The organism is Streptomyces sp. SID14478, from assembly GCF_010548525.1.
Taxonomy (GTDB): domain Bacteria; phylum Actinomycetota; class Actinomycetes; order Streptomycetales; family Streptomycetaceae; genus Streptomyces.
Genome location: NZ_JAAGMG010001030.1, coordinates 1 through 24,497, shown reverse-complemented (window position 1 = coordinate 24,497; position 24,497 = coordinate 1). Strand labels below are relative to the sequence as shown.

The window sequence follows — 24,497 nt, the reverse complement described above, 5'->3', positions numbered from 1 at the left end:
CTGGCTCACCGGATTGAAGAACTGCTGGAGGCCCACCCTCTTTCCAGGGTCCTGATGTCCATGCCCGGCATCGGCATCAGGACCGGAGCCCGCATCCTCATCGACGTCGGCGACGGCACCCGTTTCCCCAGCGCCGCCCACCTCGCGGCCTACGCTGGCCTCGCCCCCGCGACCAGGAACTCGGGCTCCTCAATCCGCGGCGAACAACCCTCCAGACGAGGAAACAAGCAGCTCAAACGGGCCTTCTTCCTCTCCGCGTTCGCCGCTCTGGCCGACCCGGCATCCCGCACCTACTACGACAAGAAGATCACCCAGGGCAAGCACCACACCCAGGCCCTCCTCTGCCTCGCCCGCCGCCGAGCCGACGTCCTCTTCGCCATGCTCCGCGACGGACCCTTCTACCAACCACCAACCCCGATAGCCCCTTGACCAAAGTCATAGGGACACCCCCCTTGCTCCCGCGGACAGGATTGAAGCCTGTCTCCCGTCGACAACTGCGTGGTCAGCCTGGTTGACGAGCGGGTGTCGTTCGACCAGCAGCCGGCCGACCGTCAGAACCTCGTCCTGGACGAGGCCGACATCGAGAAGCCAGTGGTCTGCGAGGAAGAGGGGAGACCTCCAGCGGCCTTCACCCGCTGGAGCGACCGAAGTTCGGGGACCTTCTGACGTAGCCGCGGCCGGGCGACACCGTGCACATCTCTGAGGTGTCGCGCCTCGTACACGGCACCCACCACATCCTCGACGTGCTCGACGTCCTGCACCGCGACCGCCCCGCCCTGCGCATCCACGACGGCGCGTTCTTCGCCATGGACCTCACCGCCTGCCACCCGCACACCGGAGAGTTCCTTCCACTGTGTAGTTGATGGTGCGGACCCTCACCGCTGCCCGCGAGCCGCAGCGGGACCTCCAACGTGAGCCAACGTACGACGGACTGTGGGCTGGCGAGGATAAGGGCAACAAGGGCGGACGCCGCCCGGCAGTCACAGCCGGAAAGACCGAGGGCGTACACGCCGCGCACCTGCAAGGCCAATCCCCATCGCACCCTCGCCCGCGACCACAACGTCAGCCGCGGCGCCATCCGCACCACCGTCACGGATTGCTGCCCGAATACACGCCCGTCGGCGCGGGCACCCCGCCCCCGGAACTCTCGGTGGTCTCGACACGCCGGGAAATGTGGCCGACTTCCTCCGCGCCGCCGGTCTGGCACCTGTCGAGCACGCCGTGCTCGACCAGAGCGTGACCACACGGCGCGGCCAGGGCTACACCTCGCACATCACCGCTGTGCCGTAATCCACCGCCGACTCCTCGACCTCTGCCAGGCCCTCGACGGCCTGTGGTGGCCCCAGCGCAGCTTAAGGCCCGCCGCGAGTACGAGAACCCCGTCAATCTGCATGCCCCCACGACAGATCTCGGAAGTCAGTCACGCTCCACCCAGCAAAGGACCGCGTACTTCAGGCGTGGTGGTGCGCCCTCCCGGGTGCCTACCGATCGCAGGCGATGCCGTCTCCGTCGCGGTCCAGGCCGGAGCGGTAGCCGGGCTGACCGCGGTAGATGGGCGCTGCCCCAGCATTTCGGACGGCCGTGCAGTTCGCGTAGTAGAAGCCGCCCCCGCCGTCGCCGCCCCCGGTGGTGCTGTCAGCAGTGTCGTCCGCTGTCGGGGCCTGGTGATCGTCACCTCGGCCTCGCCCTGCTCCCGGGTATCGATGCCTTTGCCGCCGTGGACGCCCAGGGTGTAAGTGATGGTCACCTTGCCGGTGTACCCCGAACCCGGAGCTGTGTAGGCCTGCATCACCAGCGAGTCGAGGCTTTCCTGGTGATCCCTCTGTCCTGCAACGAGATCTGCCGCCTGTTCATCCAAGGCGGCCACCGTGATAGCTCCTGACGAACAGGTCACCGCCACAAACCAGACGGCTCCGCGCCGCGCTCCTACTCGGCGAGGACGCGATCAACTGTGCTGGCTCCTTCACGCCGTCGTGTGAGCGCGGCATGCCAGGGTGACGACAACGCACCGTTCTCCGTCGTGCTTCGTTGGTGCTGGCATGAATGAGCAGAGCGGAGAGCAGACGTCAGGTGCCGAGTTGACTGGGGCCTACTGGATGGACTCACCGCTCCATCAGGCCGACGACTGTACTTGGTGCCTGCAGATGCAGGCCCTTGCTCCCAGCAGCGGAAGGAACCTTTCTGCTGCCCCTCTTGAGTCGGCCTTCCTGCAACGAAGGTGGGAGCCGGCACTGCGGCGGGTGATGGCCCCCTTGTCCACGGCGACCGTCACCGCTTCTTCCGCGCTGGGGGTATGGCGCGCCGCGCGCTGAGGTTCCACCGCACTGGTGTCACAGATTCGGGAACGCAACGTTCCCACTGGCATGAAGACCGTACCCAGCATCCTGCCCCCGGCCCGTCACTACTACGAGACCCGTCGAGAATTCCTGACCCTTGCCGGCACTCCCAGCACGCCCTGGTACCAGCTCAGCTCTGGCGACCTCAGTGTGGCAGTCGCCGGGGCGGGGACCATCCTCGAGGCCGTCCGACGGGGCAAACGACGAGCGGTCCGCAGCACTGGCAGACTTCCTGCACACCTACAACCACCACCGCTGCCACACCGCACTCGGCGGCCACCCACCCATCACCCGCGTCAACAACCCTGCGGGTCAATACAGTTAGGGCGCGCATGCCACGCCCGCCCGTCTCTCCGCAGCGGCCCGCGGCGTCGGGAGCCGGAGGTCTATTCGGGGCGGCTACGGATCACGCTGCGCCTGCCGGTCGGGATTGGCAGTGGCGTGCAGCCTGGTGACTTTGCCTCACGGGCAGGTTCGTCGGCGACGCTGTATTTGCCCGACTCTTGTGGTGACGCAGCTTCTGTCTGCTGGGAGCTGTGGGGAGACTGCCACAGGAATGGCGGGTATACCGCCCGCCACCCGCTGCGATTGCCGCACTCCCGGTCCGTCATTGCCTGGTCTCCTTCTGGCTCTTGTGCGTCGTCGTGATCGCCCAGACGACTATTGAGCTGCTGTCAGAAGGCCGGAAAATGACCGTGTGACGGTCCGGCAGCTTCACCGAGACCAGGGCGCCCTCGCAGCGCTCAGCCGAGGCCAATGACGGGTAAGGGAGGGTGGGCCGTACGGCGATCTCCAGGTGGCCGGTGCCTTTGCACACGAAGGAGAGGCGGTCGCCACGCCCTGGCTTTCCGGAGATGTGGACGGATGTAGTCCGTCCTGCACGTGAATGGCCGGTCCGTACTATGTGTTCACTGTGTGGCCTCATCGCGTTGATTTGCTGTGGGAGTTGCGCTTCAACGCTGGGGGGAGGCGGAGGGGTCGACCTGGTCTCCTGGCGTGTAGCGAGGGCGGCGATGCCCAGGACGGCGATGGCAGACAGCGCAGAAGCGACGGCCAGAGTTTTTGCCAGGCTTGTCGGCTTGCTTGGCCATGGCTGGTACTCGTCTGCGCCGACAATGGCGAGGTCGGATCTGCTGGTGCGGCACCGGGCCAGGGGCGGCAGGCGTAACGGCATGGCGATGCTCCGTTTCGGTAGCGCGGCGGCCCGGGGCCGTGGTGTTCAGCCGCTTGGTGCGAACGGGGCCAGGGCGGCGCCAATGAGCGAGAAGGCTTCTGCGCCATAGACGGCGAGGGTTTTCAGCCGGGTGAAGGCATCGGTGTATTGCCGGACTTCGCCTGGCCTCTTTACCGTCAGGTAGGCAGATACGAGTTCCACGTTGACGAGGCAGTCATCGAAGACCCAGAAATCTTCCACGGGCCACATGTCGCAGCGGTCGGCGGTGCGGGGGATGATGCCGATGCTGATGTTGCTGGCACCGGAGACTTCAATGAGTCGTCCAAGCTGGCCGAGCATCAACTCTCGGCCGCCCAGGCGGCGGTGGAGGACGGTTTCCTCCAGCAGGAAGGCGTACATCCTGCTGGAGTCCGCCAGGAGTTGTTGGCGTTCCATCCGTACTGCCACCGCGTCATCGACGTCATCGTGCAGACCTCGGCGCTTTTGCAGGGCAGACAGAACGGCACGGGTATAGCTCTCGGTCTGTAGTGGGCCGGGGATCAGGGACTGCGAGTACGCCTTGAAACGGCGCGTCTGCTGCCACTTCTCCGTGGCCTGTTCGTTGGCGCGGCGCAGGCCGTTGCGTTCCATGGTGCGCCACAGGGCGTAGGTCTCTTCGGCGGCACGTGCGTCGGCGAGGAGATCTTCCTTGAGGTGCTCCGCGCCGCACACTTGGGCCCAGGTCGCAATGTCGGCGGGGTTGATGCCGATGTGACCGTTCTCGATGCGCGAGACTTTGGACTGGGTCCACCCGCAGCGCTGCGCCAACTTGACTGCTGTGAGGCCGTTTTGGCGTCGCAACTCGCGTAAGCGGGCACCGAGTGACCGGCGGGCTTCCTGGACGCTGGAGGATGAGGGCATGCCGACAGTTTGGCCGGATCACGTAGTGGCGTGCCAGTTACATGCGTCACCATGAATGCACCTAAGAGACTGTAAGTCCCTTTTGGTTGCCAAAAGTTGCAGTTCATTGCGGCCAACTAGCGGCATCCGGGAACAGCTTCAGCAGGCGCGTGGGGAACTCGACCACCGTTTCGTGGTCGGGGACCTCGATCGAAGCCAGTCGCTCGGGGTCGTCGATCTTCCAGGATTGGAGCAGGAAAGTCTTACGTTCCTCGTCGTAGTACAACGTTGGACTGTTGTTATCGGGGCTTTCAGGGTCTTTGCACAGGAGACGCAGGGCCATTCGCCCTCCTCGGGGCACGCGTGAAGTGATGACCGTTTGAGCTTGAACGACCGCGATTAGTGACATCCACACTCTTGCTGAAACTTGTTGTCCACGCCTGCATCCACTCCGGAAGTTGCACGAATATGCACGCCGAAGCCCAGACGCGTGCTAGAGCACCAGCGGTGAGGCGTTTGTGCGGGCATATTGCGGTCGGGACTCGGGGCAGGTTGTCGTGGCCTGGCTCCTCCAGACCGGACGTGCGCCTTTCAGGAGAACAGGCAGCTGGGCACCTTTGACGGCGACATGCAGATCACGGCGGACCGCGGCCCTGACGATCACTCTTCCCATCCAGACCGGCCCTGCTACCTCAACGGCAAGCGCATTCACGTGTGCTCGCCTCGAAGGGCGGGTAGCAGCGGTGGCGTCACGAAGACGTGGGCGCGCGGACACTGCGCACCCGAGACGAGGACGCGGCGGTACGTGCGTCAAGTCCGGACGACCGCGCCCTGCCCGCAAGCCGGGCACTGCACGACCCTGCAGGCTTCGTTGCGGAAGCGGTCTCGCAGGAGCAAGAAGAACGCCCCGTCGGCTGTCTCGGCCAAGTGCAGGTCCGGTCACCACGTTCATCGTCGAAGGCCCGATCAGAGCAGCAGGCATTGGAGGGGCATCTCCTCCTTGAGGCGTGGCATGTGAGCGGAGACCCGATCGGGTCTTCGCGTCGTAATACGTGCACGACGCGAATCTGTTACACCCGGGTCAGGATCCCTGAGTGCCTCGCTCTCCACACCCATGGAACAGCCGCTTAGGTGGCCGTTTCGTACGCTGGACAGTATGAAGATCCGGATCCGTGATGCCCGCCCCGCCGACGTTGAGTGGATGAGCGTCAACACCGAGGGCTGGAAAGTCACCGAAGGCAAGGGCGAGCGCGCCACGTCTTTGGAGGAGGCGTTGCACGCCCTGATCGCTGAGGACCCACACGGCGTGCGGGTGGGGTGGCTGCACTCCATCCAAAGGCCGGCGTACGAAGACGAGCCCAGCTATGTGGCGCTCTACGAGATGCACGTCTCCCCGGAGTTTCGACGGGCAGGAGTTGCGCGCGCCCTGGTCGCTGAACTGTTTGCCCGAGTTCCCGAGCAAAGGATCGTACTGTCTGCGTGGGACCGCGAGCTGTACGACCTCTGGCTGAAGCTCGGTTTCACCTACCTCCCTGACGCCCATGACAATCCGGACCACCACGCGTACTGGGGCGAGATGCTGCGACCGCCGGTGACTGCCGAGACAGGTGAGGGCGCTGCCTGACAAGCAATTTCGCCTCCCACCCGCCGGTACCCGGGCGGGAAAGAGGCAGGTGAGAACGTCAGAACTCGAGCGGGCGACCGCGCTCCCTCGCAGCCGTCCGGGCCGGTTACTGGGGCTCCTCGCGGGTGCGCGATCATGAGAGCGTGGAACAGAGCAGCGCACCCGGACAGGCAACCTCGCAGAGCAGTGACACTCAGTGGCAGGCGCCTGTGGCGATCGACTATCCGCCGGTCCGTAACGGAGTGGACTATCTGGCCAGCGTCGTTCAGCGCCTCGGAGGCGCTACGCGCAGCCGCGGCACGGACCACAGTCCAAACGAGCGATAGGTGAAGTACGCGGTGCTGCACCTGCAAGCAGGTGTGGAGGCGCTGCTCAAGGCACGGCTACAGAGGGAGCACTGGAGCTTGGTAGCCGCAGTCGAGCGGCTTCGCAAGATCGCCGATGTGAACATCACCAATGCCGAGGTGCAGGCCCTCAAAGATCTGGCCCGCGACCGCAACGCCCTGCAACACTACGGCCTTCAGCACAACGTGCGCGCGGTCGAAGCACGCGCGGCCCCGGTGTTGGACTTCCTGATGCGCTTCCTCGACGTCGAACTTTTGCCGCAGCTCTCACCTGAGGAACTGCAGACGATCGAAGGTGACGTGTCGATGGCTCGTCGTCAGTTGTCGCATATCAAGTCCTTCGTCCGCCACCGCATGAACCGGCCGCGCGGCAACGAGCCGGCCGGGCTGGAGCATCGCACTGCCTACTGCACCGAATGTCGGCAGGACGCCTTGGTGGTGAACGCTGGGGGCGGGCGATGCCACTTCTGCTCCACGGTCCAGACCGTGGAGCAGCTGATCGCCGACGTGTGGCGGGACCCTGACCCCCAGGGCAGCCCGGGGATGGATTGCCCCTTCTGCTGCGCGCATACGCTCATCGGCGGCGCGGCATTCATCGACCCATCGAATGACGACGCGTTTTACTGCCTGTCCTGCACCAGGGAGTTCAAGTCTCTCGATCTCGGTACATGCGTCGGCTGCGGCTGCCCGTGGTTCAAGGATGACGAGCACTTGAAGACCAGTGGGCAGCTCTTGTGTGCGGACTGCCAGCGTCGAATACGCCTCGAAGACGACGAGAAGTACTGGCAATAGCAACAGCGTCAGCACCTCATACCGAGGAACTGGGTTGCCCTGGAGCAGTCCCTTATCGAGGTGGTCGCGAAGACGCCAACCTGCTGCCAGATGGTGGGGGTTACTGAGCGTGAACTCGTGAAGTCGTTGAGGTGAGGGATAGGCCGGTGCCGGCGAGGTATCCGTCGATGAGATCGCTTCAACCAGTCCCGGCCGGCGGTCCAGGTGCGCATCCGGAAGTCCAGGTGCACGTTCAGGATGCCCCTATGTTGCGTCAAGCCGTCGAAGATGTGGCAGCGGAGGCTGAGGGCGGTGGGATCTGACGGTAGATCTCTCGGGCGACGTAGCGTTTGAGGCAACGGATGATCTCGCGTTTCGACATGCCCTGCTTCGCGCGTCGTTCGAGGTAGAGATATGTGCGGGCGTCTCGGCGGAGGCGGGTCACGACGATGCGGTAGAGCGCAGCGAAGCGCCTTGAAGCGTATGTCTACGAGGCGGAGGTCCTGCTCGACCTCGTCGACATTGCTGAGCGCCCGGGTGCGGACCGCTCCACGCTCGTGGATTCCCTGAGCCGCGCGTGTCTATCCATACAGACATGGGAAGCAGTCGGGAACAGAAGTTGCGCAATCGTCTAAGCTCTCTCACCGGCCCGACCACTTATAAATGTCACATGTCAACAAAAGCAGGCGGTGCGACGTACGGCTGGCTGTCAGGGCAGGGGGCCATCCTGGTCCCCATTGTGCGGAGACATTTCGAGGTCCACCCTGAACGAGCCGTGCAACTGCTCTAGTTTCGCGGCGTTTCCCCCGCAGTTGGCGGCCGGGCGAGCAGTTCAGGTCGCCCTTTGCGATTCCGATCCGCACGTGAGCCCGCTCTCCACGCCCATCGCGGGCACGTGCGCAATGACGGAGATCCCGCCATCGGATCTGGCCGCCTGGACGCCCGGCCCGTCGGCCGTGCCCCAGAGTACGGTGTGGACCACACGCGGATCGTGGATCCCCCGTCGCCACCGTGCCTCATCACCGGTCTTCGCCTTGTTGCGGATTCGGGTTCTGTGTACTGCCGAAGGTCAGCCCGGAGAAGCTCCCGCCTTGGACGACCGGCCCGTACTGTGTGCCACCGCTGATGGAGTTGCGCACTTCGACATTCGGAGTGGTGCGAGGTGCGGATTCGTCGAGGATCCGGCGTAGCTCCAGCGCAGCATCAGGATCATCACGCAGTAGCGTGCACAACCGCTCGCGCCAGTGTTCTTCAACATCCGCGGTGGCGCCCCCGTCGGCTTCCTCACGGGCTGCGATCAACTCGGACCGGGAGCGATCAAGTTGCGCCCCTACCCCTTGCACCTCGGCACCGCGGGCGAAGAACCGGGAGAGCCGACTTCGCGCCTGTGCCCAGGCGTCCGAGACCATGAGCGTCACCATCGTTGTAGCGCCCGAGGCTGCCAAGGCCGCCAACTCAGGTTCCATCGATCCTCCTTGTTCCCACGCCACCCGGCAAATCCAAGCAGAGCTCGAACGTAACCGTAGGCAGCGGATCACAAGTACGCCAGTGGGCTGCTCGGCCCGCCGACGGGCTCCAGGAGACTCCCGTGCAAGTGCACTGGTAAGCCAACCGCCCCGGAGCAGACCGCCCAACTGCCGAGTCCGACATACTTCAGCGATATGGATGGACAGACCCACATCAGCAATGAGTTGAGTGACAGCGCGGCGGAAGGACCTGTACTTCAGGCGGGAACTGTCAGCGGGTTCGTATCCCTCCACTCTGCGAAGCAAGTGATCCACCAAGGCCGTTCTCTGACCATTTCAACGAACCTGTTCCGGTTCTCGGTTTCCCTCCTGGGCTGTACCGCCGTGTACGGCGCGGCGGAGCACATGCGCCCGCTAGCTGCAGCAGCTTCCCTCGGCGACTTTCTCGCCCTGCCCACGGGCTGGACCACCGTCGCCACTCATTGGTTTGCTGACCGCGCCGAAGCACTGAGCACGTTAGGGGTCACGCTTGCCACGCTCGGAATCCTGGCCATGCCCCACCCCCGAAACCTCGGCGGAGAGCTCGGGAACATCGTGAAGTGGCGCGGCCCCTTCACTACGGTCCTCGGCCTCACGTTGGTTCTGCAGTGCGGAGCATCACTGACGGATCTGATCACTGCCGGAATCGTCCTAGCCTTCGGGCTATGGACGGTTGGCCGCGGCCCAACGCCCGAGAGCAGAAGCCAACGTGCAGGCATTGCTCTGGTCGGTATCGCGCTTGCCGCGCTCTACTTGCCGCTCCTGGCCTATGCCTGGTTGTTCGCCAGGGACACCGAGCACAGAGTGTGACCTCCCCCGAAACCGCACACGGGCTGGGCACGTCGTACCGGCTTCGGCCACCTCGGCGCGATCCTCACCGACCGGGCCGTGGTTCGGGATAGCAACCGCGGTCGATGCCCCACGTATTACTCTGAGCTATCGAGTGGTGGCGATCGGAGGATCCAGGTGAGTGAGCGCACCGTCGGCACGGACGCGGCAACGCACAATTCCGTGTCGGGCAACGCCGTGATTACCGGACCACTGGTGATGGCAGGCCGCGTCGAGTCTCTTGTACTGCCGCCCTCAGGACCCACCATGGTGCCTCACCAAATCCCTTCGCCACAGCGCTCCTTCGTCAACCGAACCGACGAACTGGCACGTCTGAGGTCGCTGGCGAGGACGCACGGTGCGGAGCGCTCTCCCGGCCTGGTACTCCTCACCGGACTCGGCGGCGTCGGAAAGACACAGCTGGTCTCGCAGTGGGTCGATGACGCTGTTGACCGTCTCTACCCCGGCGGCCAGCTCTACGTAGACCTGGAAGCACTCCGCCGGGACGGAGCAGTCGACATGGCTGCAGTCCTGGAAGCCTTCTTGCGGTCCCTCGGTGTCCACAAGGACTTCATCCCAGCGGGTCTGCAGCAGCGTTCCGCTCTGTTCCGCAGCATCACTGCAGTGCGGAAGGTCGTTGTGGTCGCGGACAGCGTTCGTCAAGCCCCGGAAGCACGTTGCCTGCTGCCTGGCCAAGGTCTGCTGGTAGCCACCAGCCGCACCGACCTACCGTCTCTGGCCATCGACGGCGCCGTGCGGATCAAGATCGACCCTCTCGACCAACACACCGGCGTCCAGTTGGTATGCAGCTGGGAGCCTGCAGCTGGCAAGGACACTGCAGCCGAGCTGGTCAGGCTATGCGGCGGCCTTCCGCTCGCACTGCGCACAGCGGGCGAATGGCTGGCGAGCCGGCCGCACCTCGGCCTCGATCAAGTGGTGCGCATACTCGCCGCCAACGGACCACTGCACCCGGCGGAAGGTTCCCCCTCCGTGAACACCATCCTCGACACCGTGTACGAGAACTTCCCCGCCCACACGAAGCAGTTGTACTCACTACTCGGCTGTCTGCCCGGGACCTCCGCCACCCAGGGCGTCGCGGCAGCGGCGGGTGTTGTCCGGTTCGACGACGCCCTGGGTGACCTTTTCACGGCTCATCTCACGGTCCCGGTCCAGTCGCCGGACCGAACGCGTCGTTTCCGCCTGCACGACGCCGTACGCGGACATGCCCGCAGGGTCGCACAAACATTGCCGGAAGACGTCTACGTGCGCTATCGACGGGCAGTCGTCGACTACTACGCAGCCGCCACGGCGCACGCGGATGTCCTGGTGCTCGGAGCCTCACGCATGCGGCTGCAGGGGCCTCCCCGTGGCTCGGTCGAGGAGCTCTCGCCCGCAGAGGAGCCCTTCACTGACGGCCCCGAAGCACTGGAATGGCTGGATGCCGAGCAAGCCAATCTGCTGTCCGTGCTGCGGCTGGCGGCCGAGCACCAGTGGTACGGCACGGTGTGGCGACTGTGCGAGTCCTTGTGGGCTCTCTACCACAGCCGCACACTCCACGCCGACTCCATCGAAGCGCATCGCCTGGGGATCGAAGCCGCCCAGTGGGAGGGGCGCAGAGATGCAGAGGTCCGCATGCGCAACCAACTGGCCCGCACACACTACGCATTGGGCGACCATGCCCAGGCAGAACAGGAACTCGCTGCGGCCGAAGCGTTGTTCGGTCTGATCGACGACCCGCGACTGAGCGGTGTTGTCCGGGAGTCGCAGGGACTCATCGCGCTGGCCACCGGACACCATGACAAGGCCCTGGCCCTGTTCTCTCAGGCATACGACGCCAACGTCCAGATGGGGGATCAGCACGGCGCCATCGTGCAGGGCTACAACATCGGGCAGGCCCTCACTGCTCTCGGTCACTGGGAACGAGCCCTCGACACGCTCACAGAAGCCTTAGCGACGGCCCGGGCGACACACGACGACGCCATGTGCCCACGCATCGGCATCGTTCAAGCCCGCGCGCTGCAAGGCCTCGGCAGGCTGGAGGAAGCCCTCGATGCCGCTGTCGCCGCAGCGGAACGTGCGTCGGCGCTCAAGCTGTACGTCAAACTCGGCCAGGCGCTGGCCCTGTTGGCCGACCTCAGCGAGCAGGTGGACGACCCGGGGTTGCGTGCCGCGTGTCGACGCCGTCTCCGTGAGCTGCGCACGACAACCACGGGTGTCCTGCCGCGAATCACGTGACTGTGCCGCTCCGCTCGCCGGACTCACATCGGCGATGGCACCGGACGTCTATTCCCCCTGCCCAATGCCAACCAGCCCGTCGGCTGTCCACTCGGAGAGACCTTTGCCGATCCTGCGCAACCGCCGCACCTCACGCGGCCGGCCCCGTTGGGACACCTACGCCCCTGAGAAGGCGAAAGTCCTGGGGGTGGCGCGCACTCTCACCTCCGCCACCAGGGTTCTCGACATCATGCGCCTGCTCCGCAGTGAGGACGGCATCGCCAAATTCTGTGCCGTGTGCCCCGGTTCGGCGTTCAGTGACGGCCTCGCTGACTACCTCGACCAGTCCGGCGTCGAGTTGGTCAGCTGGAAGGAGGCCAAGCGCCTCTCCTTCCAACTCGTCGTGACCTGCTCGGTCCACCCAACGATGCGACAGATCGACGCCCCACTGATGGTGCTGCCGCACGGCGCGGGCTACAACCGGCTAGTCACCGAGTCCACCGGTGACCGGACCTCACCCACCGGGCTCTCCCGCAAGGAACTCGTCCACCGCGGCAAAGTGCTTCCCGCCGTCATCGGTCTGTCCCACATCGAGCAGCTTACCCGGCTGGCGCAGACCTGCCCCGAAGCCGTCCCCCGCGCCCATGTCGTCGGCGACTGGTGCTTTCAGCGGACCTTGGAAAGCATGGACCAGCGGGACCACTACCGGGCTCGCCTCGGCGCCACCGACGGCCGACGACTAGTCGTCATCCACTCCACCTGGAGCGAGCACTCGCTCCTCGGCCGCCACCCCGACCTCCCCCTCGATCTCGTCACGGCCCTACCCGTCGACGAGTTCGCTGTCGCCGCGGTCCTCCACCCCAATGTGTGGGCACGGCACCCGGTCTCCGAGCGGCTCGCCACGGCAATGGACGCCGGTTTGATGGTGATCCCGCCGGAGGAAGGGTGGCGAGCCGCAATCGTGGCCAGCGACTGGGTCATCGGCGACCACGGAAGCACGTCGTTCTATTCGGCGGCCGCCGAACGCCTCGTCCTTCTCGCCGCCACCGGCCTCGCCGAGCTCGACCCGGCGTCACCCACCGCCGCCTTCGCCCGCACGGCACCCCGCATCGATCCTCACAGTGATCTCCACGAACAACTGATCAAAGCGGAACTCACCCACGACCCAGACTTGTTGAAACCGATCCTCGACGGTCAGCTCGCAGACATCGAAAAGTCCGGTGAACTGACCCAGACCCGCATGTACAGTTTCCTCGCCAAGTACGGTGTCCGCCCACCCGATGCTCCGCCGGGACCGGACCCTGTTCCCGCACCCGCTCCGGTCCGCATGTCGCACCCGTCGACCTACGACGTCACGGGAACCGTACAGGCGGACGGCTCCGTCTCTCTACGCCGCTGGCCGGTGGTCTCTTCACTCCCCGAGGAGGCAAGAGGCTTTTACGCTGTCACGGATAAAGAGCGCCACATCCTGTGGTCGCAGGCAGCGGAGGTCTTCGCACGTACAGTCGCTCATGCCGAGGTGCCCGCAGTCGACTGGTGTCATCGAAAGGCCCGGGACTTGCTCGGTGTGAACGTCCTCGTTGCCCGGCTCGACGACGCGAGCTGCCTCATCCGTCTGGGGACCGGCGGCCTGCTCCTGGAGGCCCACGCGGAACGCCCCTGGGGCTCACCACAACCGTCCCTGGACCCCGTCCTACTCGGCAGCGCTGCCAACCTTTGGCTCACGAGCGGCAGGAGCGCCGACACTCTGGCGAACGGTCTACGCATACGCACGGGTGATCGTGAGATCCGGGTGACCTTCGTCCCGCGCCCGTAGACCCGCACCCCTAGGAACCGTTCGAGGTTCGAATCATGTGGAGGTGAGGAGCTTCAGCCCCATGATCGATCCGCGGAGGTGGAGACCGGCCTCGTAGCTGTCGGGAGACTTGTCGTAGCGGGTGGCCAGCTCGCGCCAGGTCTTGATCTTCTGGAGGCAGCGTTCGACGGTGTTGCGTTGTTTGTAGCGTTCCTTGTCGTAGGTGACTGGCCGTCCGCTGGCCGAGCCCTTGTTCCTCCGGTGGCCTGCTGGTCGATCTTCTCCGGGATGACCGCGGTGATGCGGCGCCGGCGTTAGTAGACCCGGTTGCCCTTGGAGGAGTAGGCGCGGTCCGCAGCCATGGCCTGGGGTCGGGTGCGGGGCGGCCGACCGGGCCAGGTATGCGGATCTTGTCCAGCGCAGTCTGGAACTGAGGGCTGTCCCCGGCTTGTCCGGGGTCAGGACGAACGACAGCGGCAGTCCCGTGGCATCGACCGCGGCATGGATCTTGCTGCTCAGTCCGCCTCGGGATCTGCCGAGGCCGGCGGCGTCCGCCCGGGCCCTGCGACGCCGCCGTACCGCAGCCCGCTCCGGGTCCGGCGCATGCGTGCCACCCGTGTCCGCACCGGCAGCCGCCGGATCACCCGCAGCACGGGCGGTTGCTTCGGAAGCGGACACTCTTTTCCTCGGTCAGGGCCTGCTCCAGGGCATCCAGGGTCTCCCCGGCCACGGCCAGTCCCGCCGATTCGTGATGCGCCCACACGATCGTGGAGTCCGCGCTGGCCAACTCCAAGCCGACCTGCCCCCTGCCTCGGTGATCAACGCGTCCATCAGGTCCTAGAACACCCCGGCCTTCGCCCTGGTGCTGAACCGCGAGTAGATCGTGGAGCATAGCCCGTACCGGTCCGGGACATCACGCCAGCCACTACAGATGCGAAACCGCCACAACACCCCGTTGAGCTGCTCCCGCGCCCGCAGGGGCAACGGCCCGATGGCCGCCACCGGCAAGTACGGCTCGATCACAGCCCATTCGGCATCCGTCACGTCAAAACGCGCCACGCCCGTCTTCTCCCAGCCACAGCCAACAGGTCACCTGGTCTCACCAAGATCCGGACCTCGAACAGCCCCTAGCCGAGCCTATGCCGACCGCCCGACGCCACTCCCAGTGGAAGAGCCTTCTCCGTGTCCCTCAGCCGGCAGGAGGGACACGGAGAAGGCCCACGACGGGAGCAGAGCGCCAGCTAAGCCAGCGGTCACGGCCGGCGGACCGCGCGGTAGACGCGGTACAGGCCCTCGCCTACCGGGCACCGTACGGGCGGTGTGCTGCACTCGGGGCATACCGACACGTGATCGAGATAGAGCCGGTATTCCTCACACCCACGCTGCGGCATCTCATTCACACCCGCCACTGATCCCCCTCATCTCGCACAACCCCACTGCCCAGGAATCCAGTTGGCCACACTGTCACGTGCTACGCGAACGGAGCACCCGGATGGGCGCGGCGACACCACGCGGGACGCCAGAACAGGGCCCTGGCCCGCCTCGCCCGGAACGCCGTCGGACCCCACGGAAGCAAGAGGGGACATCCGGCCACTGCGGGCTTCCTCGCAGCAGATACGTTTCCTCACTTAACAGGCAAAGACCCGCAGACTCGCCGTGGCACCCTCAACTGCCCGCCCGCGAGCCGTAACCAGACCTCGGAACAGGCGTTGAGACCAGCGAGCGCGCGTTCCTCCTTCCTCGGGAGCAAGCTCACCGTGAGGGCCCGGAGCCAGCCCCCCTCGGATCGGCGGCAGTGGTGCACACCCCGGGCCCTCACGCACAGCACACAGACAGCCAGCCTCCTTCAGATGCAGGCATGTTCCGCCGTCTTTCTCCCATGCCGAGTCCCGTCCGCGGCGCAGCATCAGATACCCGCGAGCCGATCCCCCACGGAAGGCTCCTCGCAATGGCCGTCGTATACGACGCCGAGAGTGACAACAGATCCTCCGGGAAGCCCCGCGGCCTGTGCAGCGACAGCGATGCCGTACGGACCCGCATCCCCCAACCCCCACGCCCGACGCCTGCACCACCCCGGCGCAGGCGCAGCCGGCTCAACAGGAGCCAACACCGAGAGGCGGGACTCAGGTGGTCCCGGCCGACAGGCGGCGTCCTCGCTCACCTGCAGGAGTTCATACCCGGACAGCACCGGCGCAATGGGTAGAGCAGGCGAGCGGGTAGTCCTGTTTGCTGCGCCCGTTTGGCCGTTCTGTGTGGCGGGGGAAGGGGCCCGGGTCTGCAATAGGCGGTGTTCTCAGCGCCGCGGCAACCGGCCGTTCGGTGCGCCAGCCTGAAGGGGCTAGTCCATGATCGTTTGCCGTTCCATAGCCGCCGCACTCACCACGCTGGCTGCCGGTGGCCTCCTGGTCACTCCCGCTCACGCCACTCCAGACACGGTGCGCAGTGCGACAGTGCCGCTGGTGACATGTTCCGGCTCGCACACCGTTGACTTCACCGAAGCTCTGACCGACACACCGTCGGTGCACCACGGCACGGCCACGTTCAACGACGGATCGGCGAACCTGATCTCCGAGGTCCTGGGCAACACGTACTGCAAGCCGGACCCCAATGCTCCCGCTGGCGTGAGCCAGGTTGCGGGCCTGCAGGCGAAGATCAACTTCACGCAGACGGTCGCCTGCACGCAGAGCGGCAACAACGACGGCACGTTCACCGGAACGGCCAAGTGGTTGAACGGGACAGCGGGCCCCATCGCCACCGACCAGCTCACAAACGGAAAGTTCTTGCTGGAGGAAGGCGAACACGGCAACAGCGTGGTCAAACTACGCGCCACCGTCTCCAGCACAAACGCGGACCGTGATGGCCGCACCATCGATTTCGTCGCCAACGGGAACTCCAAGGCGCCCAACGCCTGCGAGACCAACGGTGTCAAGCAGCTCACGGGCACCCACGGCATCGAACTGTACTGACCGTCCGAAGCTCGGCCCGCCTTGTCCCCCGCGCTTTAGGCCAGGGCACGGGCGGGCCACGTCTCCCCCACCACTTCGCGTACGCCTATTGGGCGGACCCCAGCCTTCCCCTTTGGAGTGTTCTCGGTGATTCCCACCAGCCGTCGCCCTGCAGATCACTTGCTCATCGGCGGCGACCTGCCCGTGTCCCGCATGGGGTTCGGGGCCATGCACCTGACCGGTCCCGGTATGTGGGGAGAGCATCCCGACCCCGAACACTGTGTCCGGATCCTGCGCAGGGCGGTCGACCTCGGCGTGACCTTTATTGACACTGCCGACGCCTACGGTCCGGGGACCAACGAGCGCATCATCCGAAAGGCCCTGCACCCTTACCCTGCTGGTCTGGTCATCTCCACCAAGGGCGGCCTCCTGCGCACCGGCCCGGGCGACTGGACCGGACCAAGCCCCTACGTGATGCCGCTGGGACGCCCGGAATACCTGCGCCAGCAAGTCGAACTCAGCCTCGCCAACCTCGGCGTGGACACCATCGATCTTTACCAGCTCCACGCCATCGACCCCACAGTGCCCCTGGATGAACAGATCGGCGTCCTCGCCACCTTGCAGGACCAGGGAAAGATCCGGCACATCGGTCTGTCCGGCCAGCCCGGCATCACGGTCGCCGACCTTGACCGTGCCCGTGCCCTGGCCCCCATTGCCGCCGTGGAAAACCTGTACAACCTCGCCGAACGAACGGGCACCGTCACCCTGAACCACGCCGAGCACCACCAACTGGCGTTCATCCCCTGGTTCCCCCTCGGCCACGGCCAACTCGCCGGATGCGACAGTCCTCTGGCCCCACTTGCGGACCACTTCGACGCCAAACCCGCCCAACTCGCCCTGGCCTGGCTCCTACACGTCTCCCACGCCACCCTGCCCATCCCCGGCACCACCAGCCTGCACCACCTCGAACAGAACATGCGAGCCACCGACATCCACCTGACTCCTGGTGACCTCGATCTGCTCACCTCCACTATCGACGCCGCCGGGCTGACCACCTGGGCACCGCCAAACGAGATTGCAGCCCATGCCTGAGAAGACCGTCCTGAACGCCACTGACGCCGCCCCGGCATCGCACAGAACCCACCATCCACACGCGGACCTGCTCGCACGCCTCTATCAGGACCTTGCCGGAATTGGACGCTTCCTCCATCCCGATGCGGTGCTGCACCCGGCACTGCGCGACGTCGAGCGTCGCGCGCGGCCCGTCGAAGGCCGCGACGCAGTCATCGAGTGGGAGCGTGATCTCATCACCTCCACGGGGTGCACACTCGACATGCAGATCAGCCACATCGCCGCTGACGAGCACTTCGGTTCCGTGCACGGCACTTTGCACGCCGTGTTCCGAGGGTATCCGTTCAGCGACACGTTCTGTGGGCTGTGGCGATTCCGTGACGGACTGATCGTCGAGCACTGGGAGAACATCGCAGACCCTCATCGTCTCGCCCGCGCAGTCAAGCAGCCGGAGCTCGGCGGTTCTCGGCCGTGATGAACCAGACGAAGCCAAAGCGTACGAGGCGCCGCCATCCGAACGCCGACGACTCCACGTCCACGCAGTGCTGTGACGTCGGGCAGGTCATTCTGGGTACCTCCTGCAGGAGATCTACCGGCGCCGCCTGGATCGCAGCCGGGAGGCCCTAATTGGCCAGACGGTTTGCCTCACCAGCGAGGTCGTCGACGAAGCCGACGACCATTTGGAATTCGGCGATCGTCTCGTCGTCGAGGTCGACCGAGCAGAGCGTGTGCGGCATCGCGCGGGCCGCATCGGCGATGATGAACGCGTCGCGGGGCGCCGGTTTTGACCTCGCCGGGATAGAGATCGGCGATCCGCCGTATGGTCAGACCGGGCAGGTAGACGACGTGGCAGCCGACATCGCGGACGATCGCCAGGGGGAGAGCACCGGTGGAGACCGACGCCCCTGACTTGTTGAATCGGCCTCAGACGCCCGGGCTGCAGCCGTTGCCGGACGGCATGGGCCGCATTGCCCCATGCCGCATCCGGGCTCGCTCATGATTAGCTTGCCGCCGCCGTCCGACACCCGCGCGGTGGGGCTCGACAGAGGCATGAACGTGTAAGATCGCAACTTCAAGACCGACACGGTGCGTAAAGCCCTGGTCGACCAGGGATTCAAGAAGAGCGTCGTCGACCACGGCAACCAGTACGGCATCGACGTCGAGATCGTCGAACGCAACCCCGCTGACAAGGGCTTTGTCCCGCAGGCCAAGCGGTGGGTGGTGGAGCAGACGAATGGGATCCTGATGTTCTACCGGCGGCTGGTCCGCGACTACAAACACCGACCCGCCAGCTCCCGCTCGCGTTTCTTTTGGGCGATGACCTCCGTGATGGCCCGCCGGCTCACCGACGCCACCGTCCTCGCCTGGAGGACGCCGTGATCGACAACCCGCAGATCAGCGCAGTCCTGGCCAACGTCAAGGCCCGCGAGCGCGAACTGGACAAAGAGGCTGGACAGCTCCGCTCCCGCATCGAGGACCTCACCGCCCACCTCGGAGAACCCGACGCGGAGAACGAGAACCTTGCGCATCACCCGCAAGCCCCTCCCTGCCATCCCCCGACCTGATCCCGTCCAGGAGACACCCCGCCCCGACGTGCCGGACCACCCGGCCTACCAGCAGATCCTCACCGCCTTCACCGACGCCGGCCGGCCGATGCGGGCCCGCGACCTGTGCGAGGCACTCGACCTGCCGATCCTCCCGAAGAACACCGAAGGCATCCGGTCCAAGCTGAAATGCCTGGTCACAGGAAGCATCCTCGCCGAACCCGAACCCGGCCTGTTCACTCAGACCCGCACCTGACCACCGGCCCACCCCACCGACCAGAACTCCTCGCCCAACCCCCATCCCAACAAGGGCATTACCTCACGTACTGCACTCTTAGGGCAGGGGAAGAACTCCCGCACTCCCCCCTGTGGCCGATTGAGGACAGCCGCATGTGGAGGCGACCTCTCTGGGCGAGACTTGTCGCCCTCACGTGCGAGCCCACCGCTTGTGCCGGCGCATTCCCGCGACTCCAGCACTCACGGCGGAACCGCACCGGCCGCAGGGGGGAGTTGAACACGGCCGGTACGCTCCACCCTTCCAGTCTTCACCCCGCGGCACGACATATGCAGCTGCGGCAGAGCGGATTTCCGCTACGCCACAGTCCCGCCATGTCTAGCCGGCGTGACCGCAACCCGGTCAAGGTGCCCTGTCGCAGCCGGTGGCCGGAGAGTAGATTGGTCAAGCGTCCTAGTCCCCGGCGTGGTCAACCCGACGGCGAAGTGTTGCCAGAAGCAAGGGGACGGGTGCCTCTGATTCTCTGGTGCACGGTTGCTGCGCCCACCGCGTTCGGCCTCCATAAAACGTATGGCATGTCATGCGCCCCGGGCGTTGCGTCTGTGGGGTTCTCGCCACGCCACGTGAGAAGAGGTGTTGTGCACCTTGTACCGCTCGACGTTTCCCTCAGGCGTGAACGCAGGTCCCATTCCACCGTCGTTCTCACAGGCGAGGCCGATCTGGAAACCGTCCACGAGGTCCGTGCGGTTATCGAGTACTGCCTGCGCCGTCCCGGATCCCGGGTCGCCCTGGATGTATCCGCTCTCACGTTCTGCGACGTCACCGGACTGAACGTACTTCTGGAGGCGGCACAGCGCGCTGCTGAGCAGGACTGTCACTTGCGTCTTCGGCGGCCCTCGCCGCAGGTGTTGCGTCTCCTCATGATCACCGGAAGCGACGACGTCTTGCTCACCACGTCATCCGGACTCCACTCCATCAGGCACCTGCTCCTGTGCCTTCTCCCCGTCGCTGTGCCTCGAAGGCGCAGCAGGCAGAGGTACCAGAGGTACAGCGCCGAGTGCCGAGCGCGGCACCGCCGAGAGAGGAGGCCCTGGTGGTCAGCGAAGGGATGACCCGCGTACTCGTCCTGTTGGAAACGGATGACTGGGCCACTGGAGTTGACAACGCGCTACAGGCCGGTGCCACGGCCCTTCAGGTCGCGGGTCTGGCGGTCTCGTTAAACGCGGCATCGACGGGACTGGAGTCGGTGGCCTGCTCCAGCGCGACCGCCCGCAGCTTCGACAACCTCCAGTTCACGCTGGGTGAGGGCCCGGCCTCCGACGCCCTCAACGGCAGCGCAGAAATATCCGTGACCGACCTTGCCAGGGAACGTGCTGATCGCTGGCCCCTGTTGCTGCAAGAAGTAGCGAGACTGCGGGTACGCGCTGTCTTCTGCTTCCCGATGACCATAGGCGCGATCCGAATCGGCGTCCTTAGCGCAACACGCTTCGTTGCGGGCCCTCTGAAGGCCCAGCATCGCGATGACGCATTGGCGCTGGCTGCGGCCCTAACGCTCTGGTACCTCAACGGTACCGAGCACGAATCCGACCATCCGGACGCTGTCTCGTTTCCCCCGGGCCTGCAACATGCCGTGATCCATCAGGCAACCGGCATGGTCAGCGCCCAACTGGCCATTCCGCTGAGCGACGCGCTTGTCCGCCTACGCGCCCACGCCTATGGCAAGAGCCTTCCCATCCTCGACATCGCCCACGACATCGTCAGTCGGCAGCTGCGACTGCCTGCCCTGGACGAGGGCACATCATTACCTCCGCCGGACAAGGACTGAACACCATGCCTCGCGAACAACAACTGTCCAAGGTCTTCCTCGAAGTCGCCGACACGCTGGTCGCTGACTTCGACATCCTGGAATTCCTCCAGCAGTTCACCACCCACTGCACCCAGCTCCTCAACGTCGAGGCAGCCGGGATCCTCCTCGCGGACGAGCAGGGCTACCTGCAGCTCCTTGCCGCATCCGACGAGCACAGCCGGCTACTGGAGGTCTTCGCCTCACAACATGCACAAGGACCCTGCGTGGATACCTTTCACACAGGCCAGCCGCTCCTGCACGTAAAGGTGGCAGATCCCGAAGTCATCAACGTCTGGCCCCAGTTCGCCGCCGCCGCAACAGCCCTCGGGTTCACCACCACCCACGCCATTCCTCTGCAGCTGAGGGAAAGCGTGATCGGGGCGCTCGGCCTGTTCCAAAAGGACCCGGACCCCCTCAGCAACGAAGACATTCTCCTCGCCAAAGCCCTCGCGGGCATGGCCACCATCAGCATTTTGCAGCAACGGACCCTGGCCCACAGCGAAGTAGAGCGCTCCCAACTCCAGTACGCGCTCACCAGCCGCATCATCCTCGAACAGGTCAAGGGCATCCTCGCCGAACGCTGGCAGGTCTCGGTCGACGACGCCTTCACCGCTCTGAGGGCCTACGCGCGCGCTCACCATCACCGGCTGACCCAACTGGCCCTGAACATCACGCAGGGCACCTTCGACACCGACCAGATTCCCAGGCCCGTCCCGCCAGCCAAGACCTCATAGCGGATCTCGCCCACGACATGGGATCAGGCTCTGAGCGCAAAAGCGACCTCCTGGGGGTTGTCAATTTAACGGTGTAACTGGTGTGGTTAATGGGTTAGTTGTTGGCGGGCCTTGACCCCGAATCCTGAACACGGCTTATGCGGCTGGTGACAGCGTAGTTGGGGTGGGGTGGAGGGCGTTCTCGAAGGCGATGGGGTGATCGTTGTCCGAGGCGGGAGTGTCGGCGCCGGGTGTTGTAGCGGTGGAGTCATCTGAACGCATCGAGTCGGGCCTCGCGCTCGGTCGGCCAGTTGTTTCGGCCCTGCAGGGTCTCGCGTTTGAAGGCCGCGTTTGAAGGCCGCGTTGAAGGACTCGGCGAGTGCGTTGTCCGCGCTGGACCCCACCGCGCTCATACTCTGCCGGACCCCTGCTGACCTGCAGGCTTCAGCGAAAGCCCTGCTGGTGTACTGGTGAGTTCAATCAGTCGTTGCAACACCGGGCTGTTGCAACGAGCGTAGCTGCTCTTCGAAGACCTCGGCTGGCGGCGGCCAGGGCATCGGTCACGAGGTCCGTGCGCATGTGGTCGGCGATGGCCCAGGCGGCGTGAGGCGAGGTCGATGACGGTGGCCAGGTGGCAGAACTTCCCGCCGTCGATGGGCAGGTAGGTGATGTGATGTCGCCGACGTACTTCGTGTTCGGCGTGCTGGCGGTGAAGTCGCGGTGGATCAGGTCCGGGGCCTTGGCGGGGGCCGGATCGGGGACGGTGGTGCGGTGCCGGCGGCGCAACCGGACCCCTTCGATCCCGGACTCCCGCATGATCCGGGCGAACCGCTTGTGGTTGACCGCCTCACCGCTGGTCTCGCGGAGCCCGGCGGTGATCCGTGGAACTACGTAGGTACCGTCCGACTCCTGGTGCAACGCCAAGGACGTGGCAGAGCCGCTTCACGCCGTAGCGGCGCTGCAGGTCGGCGACGCACTGGAAGCGGTTCACCAGCGCGTCTCCCCGGCGAAATACTTGGCCGCCTTCCGCAGGATCTCGCGTTCCTCCTCCAGCTCGCGGATCTTCTTCCGCAAAGCCGCGTTCTCCGCCTCCAGCGGTTCCGGCGGCTGGGCCGCCTCCGGTGCCCGGCGTCCTCGCGGACGGCTTGCTCCAGCAGCCCTCACCCAGTTCCGCAAGGTCTCCGGATTGATGCCCAGATCGGCGGCGACCGACCTGATCGTCGCCTCCGGCCGCGACTCGTAGAGCGCGACCGCGTCCGCCTTGAACTCCGGCGGGTAGTTCTTCATAACCACGAGACGGAGGCAATCGCCAGGCCAACGCTGCGCTCTAGCATCGTCGTGACCCGCCTCCGCCGAGACGCCCGCACACACCTCTACCTCGAACGACCCACGAAGCAGGGCATGTCGAAACGCGAGATCATCCGTTGCCTCAAACGCTATGTCGCCCGAGAGATCTACCGTCAGGGCCAACCGCCCTCAGCCTCCGCTGCCACATCTTCGACGGCTTGACGCAGCATAGGAGCATCCTGAACGTGCACCTGGACTCCCCGATGCGCACCTGGACCGCCGGCCAGGACTGGTTGACCGTCCACCAACTGCCCGCCTACGCACCCGATCTCAACCCGGTCGAGGGCATCTCGTCCCTCCTACGGCGCGGCTGGCTCAGCAACGTCGCCTTCACCAGCCCCGACCACCTAGTCCAGACCGTCAGACGCAGCCTGCGCACGATCCAATACCGAAGCGATCTCATCGACGGATGCCTCGCCAGCACCGGCCTATCCCTCACCCCAACGACACCACAAGTTCAATGTCAGTGAACCTCTTTCATCCTGAGGTTGAGGGGTGAAATGGGCTGGTCAGCAGGGGTGGTGACATGACGAAGCCCCTCGTCGTTGGTGTGGTGATCTCACTCAACACGCCGACGGCCGGGGGGCTTCGTTGGTTCCGTATCCTTCCAATACGGGGTGTCAGCCCCGGATGGGAAGCCTTGAAAAGGTCTCTGCTGAAGGCTGGCTGTTCGATCGAGTGCAGTGGCTGCGGGACTCCGGTGGATGCTTCGTATCCTCCCGGCTCGATGAAGCCCAAGCATGGACTGGCACCTCTTGGTGATCTGTGGCTGCTGTCCTCGGTCGGGTGTGGTGGGTCCGTGGGTGCCGGGTGGACGCTTCGACTACTTCCGGCTCGCGAGGCCTCTTGTAGGGACCGGCGCCTCCCGGCGCTCTCGGATCTGCCATCACCCGGACGGGTGCTTCTCGTTGGTGTTTGTGGTGTGAGCCCGCTGCACGGTGACCTCTCGAAGCTCTCGGCGCCAGACGCCTCAGACGGACCGAGGCCCGCGCGGTGCGCTGGTGCCACGAACGGCCAGTGAGAGGGAGGGCCGGTCCCGCGTGAACGCGTAGGGAGAGCCCCAGTATTGGAACGCCGCGTGGCCCGCTTGGGCTCCTGACTAGCGCATACGAGAGGAAAGGGGGGCCAGTTGACCATCTACTGCGGGATCGACTGGGCCGAAGGGCACCACGATGTGGCTCTGGCTGACGACAGCGGGAAGCCAGCGGCCAGACTCAGGATCGACGACACGCTGGCCGGCTATCAGCAGTTACTGGAGCTGTTGGCCGAGCACGGTGACAGCGAAGCCAGCCCGATACCGGTGGCCATCGAGACCGGCCGCGGTCT

At 65.4% G+C, this 24,497-nt stretch carries 19 protein-coding genes and 6 pseudogenes; 18 read left to right on the top strand and 7 right to left on the bottom strand.

Translation table 11 applies throughout. From position 1 onward, the window contains the following. The 3 genes from G3I40_RS33120 to G3I40_RS47565 all read left to right on the top strand — a co-directional run. On the top strand, positions 1 to 429 hold a 429-nt coding region (locus G3I40_RS33120), incomplete at its 5' end, for a transposase (RefSeq protein WP_164306301.1). Positions 430 to 498: 69 nt separating this feature from the next. After that, positions 499 to 666, top strand: coding sequence for a hypothetical protein (locus G3I40_RS33115; RefSeq protein WP_164306300.1), 168 nt, complete (start codon positions 499 to 501; stop codon positions 664 to 666). Positions 667 to 704: 38 nt separating this feature from the next. Then, on the top strand, positions 705 to 863 hold the full coding sequence (locus tag G3I40_RS47565) for a hypothetical protein (RefSeq protein ID WP_239092089.1): 159 nt from the start codon (positions 705 to 707) through the stop codon (positions 861 to 863). 618 nt (positions 864 to 1,481) lie between these two features. Here G3I40_RS47565 and G3I40_RS47560 read toward each other — a convergent pair. From G3I40_RS47560 to G3I40_RS33095, 3 genes and pseudogenes are all read right to left on the bottom strand, one after another. Then, a pseudogene (locus G3I40_RS47560) lies at positions 1,482 to 1,631 on the bottom strand (excalibur calcium-binding domain-containing protein); the annotation flags it as partial. Positions 1,632 to 3,555: 1,924 nt separating this feature from the next. Then, positions 3,556 to 4,410 (bottom strand): helix-turn-helix transcriptional regulator, encoded by an 855-nt coding sequence (locus tag G3I40_RS33100; protein WP_164306299.1) that lies wholly within the window; start codon positions 4,408 to 4,410, stop codon positions 3,556 to 3,558. A gap of 103 nt (positions 4,411 to 4,513) precedes the next feature. Continuing rightward, complete coding sequence (locus G3I40_RS33095) at positions 4,514 to 4,732, bottom strand: hypothetical protein (RefSeq protein ID WP_164306298.1); 219 nt, start codon at positions 4,730 to 4,732, stop codon at positions 4,514 to 4,516. An 813-nt stretch (positions 4,733 to 5,545) separates the two neighbouring features. Between G3I40_RS33095 and G3I40_RS33090 the strand changes: the two genes are divergently transcribed. Both G3I40_RS33090 and G3I40_RS33085 read left to right on the top strand, forming a co-directional pair. Next, positions 5,546 to 6,013 (top strand): GNAT family N-acetyltransferase, encoded by a 468-nt coding sequence (locus G3I40_RS33090; protein WP_164306297.1) that lies wholly within the window; start codon positions 5,546 to 5,548, stop codon positions 6,011 to 6,013. Positions 6,014 to 6,339: 326 nt separating this feature from the next. Then, entirely contained in the window at positions 6,340 to 7,149 is an 810-nt protein-coding gene (locus G3I40_RS33085; RefSeq protein WP_164306296.1) for a hypothetical protein, read from the top strand. 998 nt (positions 7,150 to 8,147) lie between these two features. Here G3I40_RS33085 and G3I40_RS33080 read toward each other — a convergent pair. Continuing rightward, positions 8,148 to 8,594: a hypothetical protein gene (locus tag G3I40_RS33080; protein ID WP_164306295.1), complete on the bottom strand. Its 447-nt coding sequence runs from the start codon at positions 8,592 to 8,594 to the stop codon at positions 8,148 to 8,150. A 195-nt stretch (positions 8,595 to 8,789) separates the two neighbouring features. Here G3I40_RS33080 and G3I40_RS33075 point away from each other — a divergent pair, with 195 nt between their 5' ends. The 3 genes from G3I40_RS33075 (at position 8,790) to G3I40_RS33065 (ending at position 13,491) form a co-directional block, all read left to right on the top strand. Further along, positions 8,790 to 9,443, top strand: a complete 654-nt coding sequence (locus tag G3I40_RS33075) for a hypothetical protein (RefSeq protein ID WP_164306294.1) — start codon at positions 8,790 to 8,792, stop codon at positions 9,441 to 9,443. Positions 9,444 to 9,599: 156 nt separating this feature from the next. Then, on the top strand, positions 9,600 to 11,696 hold the full coding sequence (locus tag G3I40_RS33070; RefSeq protein ID WP_343245093.1) for a tetratricopeptide repeat protein: 2,097 nt from the start codon (positions 9,600 to 9,602) through the stop codon (positions 11,694 to 11,696). Between the two features lie 229 nt (positions 11,697 to 11,925). Then, positions 11,926 to 13,491 (top strand): hypothetical protein, encoded by a 1,566-nt coding sequence (locus tag G3I40_RS33065; RefSeq protein ID WP_239092091.1) that lies wholly within the window; start codon positions 11,926 to 11,928, stop codon positions 13,489 to 13,491. 33 nt (positions 13,492 to 13,524) lie between these two features. On the opposite strand, the pseudogene G3I40_RS33060 reads toward G3I40_RS33065, so the two are convergent. After that, a pseudogene (locus G3I40_RS33060) lies at positions 13,525 to 14,529 on the bottom strand (IS5 family transposase). A gap of 1,286 nt (positions 14,530 to 15,815) precedes the next feature. On the opposite strand from G3I40_RS33060, the gene G3I40_RS33055 reads away from it, so the two are divergent. The 3 genes from G3I40_RS33055 (at position 15,816) to G3I40_RS33045 (ending at position 17,961) form a co-directional block, all read left to right on the top strand. Next, a complete protein-coding gene (locus tag G3I40_RS33055; RefSeq protein WP_164306292.1) occupies positions 15,816 to 16,436 on the top strand; it encodes a hypothetical protein in 621 nt (206 codons plus the stop codon). A gap of 126 nt (positions 16,437 to 16,562) precedes the next feature. Continuing rightward, positions 16,563 to 17,507, top strand: a complete 945-nt coding sequence (locus G3I40_RS33050; RefSeq protein WP_343245092.1) for an aldo/keto reductase — start codon at positions 16,563 to 16,565, stop codon at positions 17,505 to 17,507. Beyond that, a complete protein-coding gene (locus G3I40_RS33045; protein WP_164306291.1) occupies positions 17,500 to 17,961 on the top strand; it encodes a nuclear transport factor 2 family protein in 462 nt (153 codons plus the stop codon). Before G3I40_RS33050 ends, G3I40_RS33045 begins: the two co-directional genes overlap by 8 nt. A gap of 151 nt (positions 17,962 to 18,112) precedes the next feature. On the opposite strand, the pseudogene G3I40_RS33040 reads toward G3I40_RS33045, so the two are convergent. Next, positions 18,113 to 18,380 (bottom strand): annotated as a pseudogene (locus G3I40_RS33040) (transposase); the annotation flags it as partial. A 189-nt stretch (positions 18,381 to 18,569) separates the two neighbouring features. Here G3I40_RS33040 and G3I40_RS33035 point away from each other — a divergent pair. From G3I40_RS33035 to G3I40_RS33015, 5 genes and pseudogenes are all read left to right on the top strand, one after another. Further along, positions 18,570 to 18,866 (top strand): annotated as a pseudogene (locus G3I40_RS33035) (IS5/IS1182 family transposase); the annotation flags it as partial. Next, positions 18,863 to 19,051, top strand: coding sequence for a hypothetical protein (locus G3I40_RS47550; protein WP_239092088.1), 189 nt, complete (start codon positions 18,863 to 18,865; stop codon positions 19,049 to 19,051). The pseudogene G3I40_RS33035 and the gene G3I40_RS47550, both read left to right, overlap by 4 nt. 28 nt (positions 19,052 to 19,079) lie before the next feature. Further along, positions 19,080 to 19,286, top strand: coding sequence for a hypothetical protein (locus G3I40_RS47545; protein WP_239092087.1), 207 nt, complete (start codon positions 19,080 to 19,082; stop codon positions 19,284 to 19,286). Positions 19,287 to 20,358: 1,072 nt separating this feature from the next. Continuing rightward, complete coding sequence (locus G3I40_RS33020) at positions 20,359 to 21,090, top strand: ANTAR domain-containing protein (protein ID WP_164306289.1); 732 nt, start codon at positions 20,359 to 20,361, stop codon at positions 21,088 to 21,090. Between the two features lie 5 nt (positions 21,091 to 21,095). Beyond that, positions 21,096 to 21,845: a GAF and ANTAR domain-containing protein gene (locus G3I40_RS33015; RefSeq protein WP_239092086.1), complete on the top strand. Its 750-nt coding sequence runs from the start codon at positions 21,096 to 21,098 to the stop codon at positions 21,843 to 21,845. A 250-nt stretch (positions 21,846 to 22,095) separates the two neighbouring features. On the opposite strand, the pseudogene G3I40_RS47540 reads toward G3I40_RS33015, so the two are convergent. Further along, a pseudogene (locus tag G3I40_RS47540) lies at positions 22,096 to 23,117 on the bottom strand (IS3 family transposase); the annotation flags it as partial. A gap of 233 nt (positions 23,118 to 23,350) precedes the next feature. Here G3I40_RS47540 and G3I40_RS33000 point away from each other — a divergent pair. Beyond that, positions 23,351 to 23,641: pseudogene (locus G3I40_RS33000) on the top strand (transposase); the annotation flags it as partial. A 659-nt stretch (positions 23,642 to 24,300) separates the two neighbouring features. Continuing rightward, positions 24,301 to 24,497 (top strand): transposase (locus tag G3I40_RS32995; RefSeq protein ID WP_164306286.1); only part of this gene is annotated, 197 nt, incomplete at its 3' end.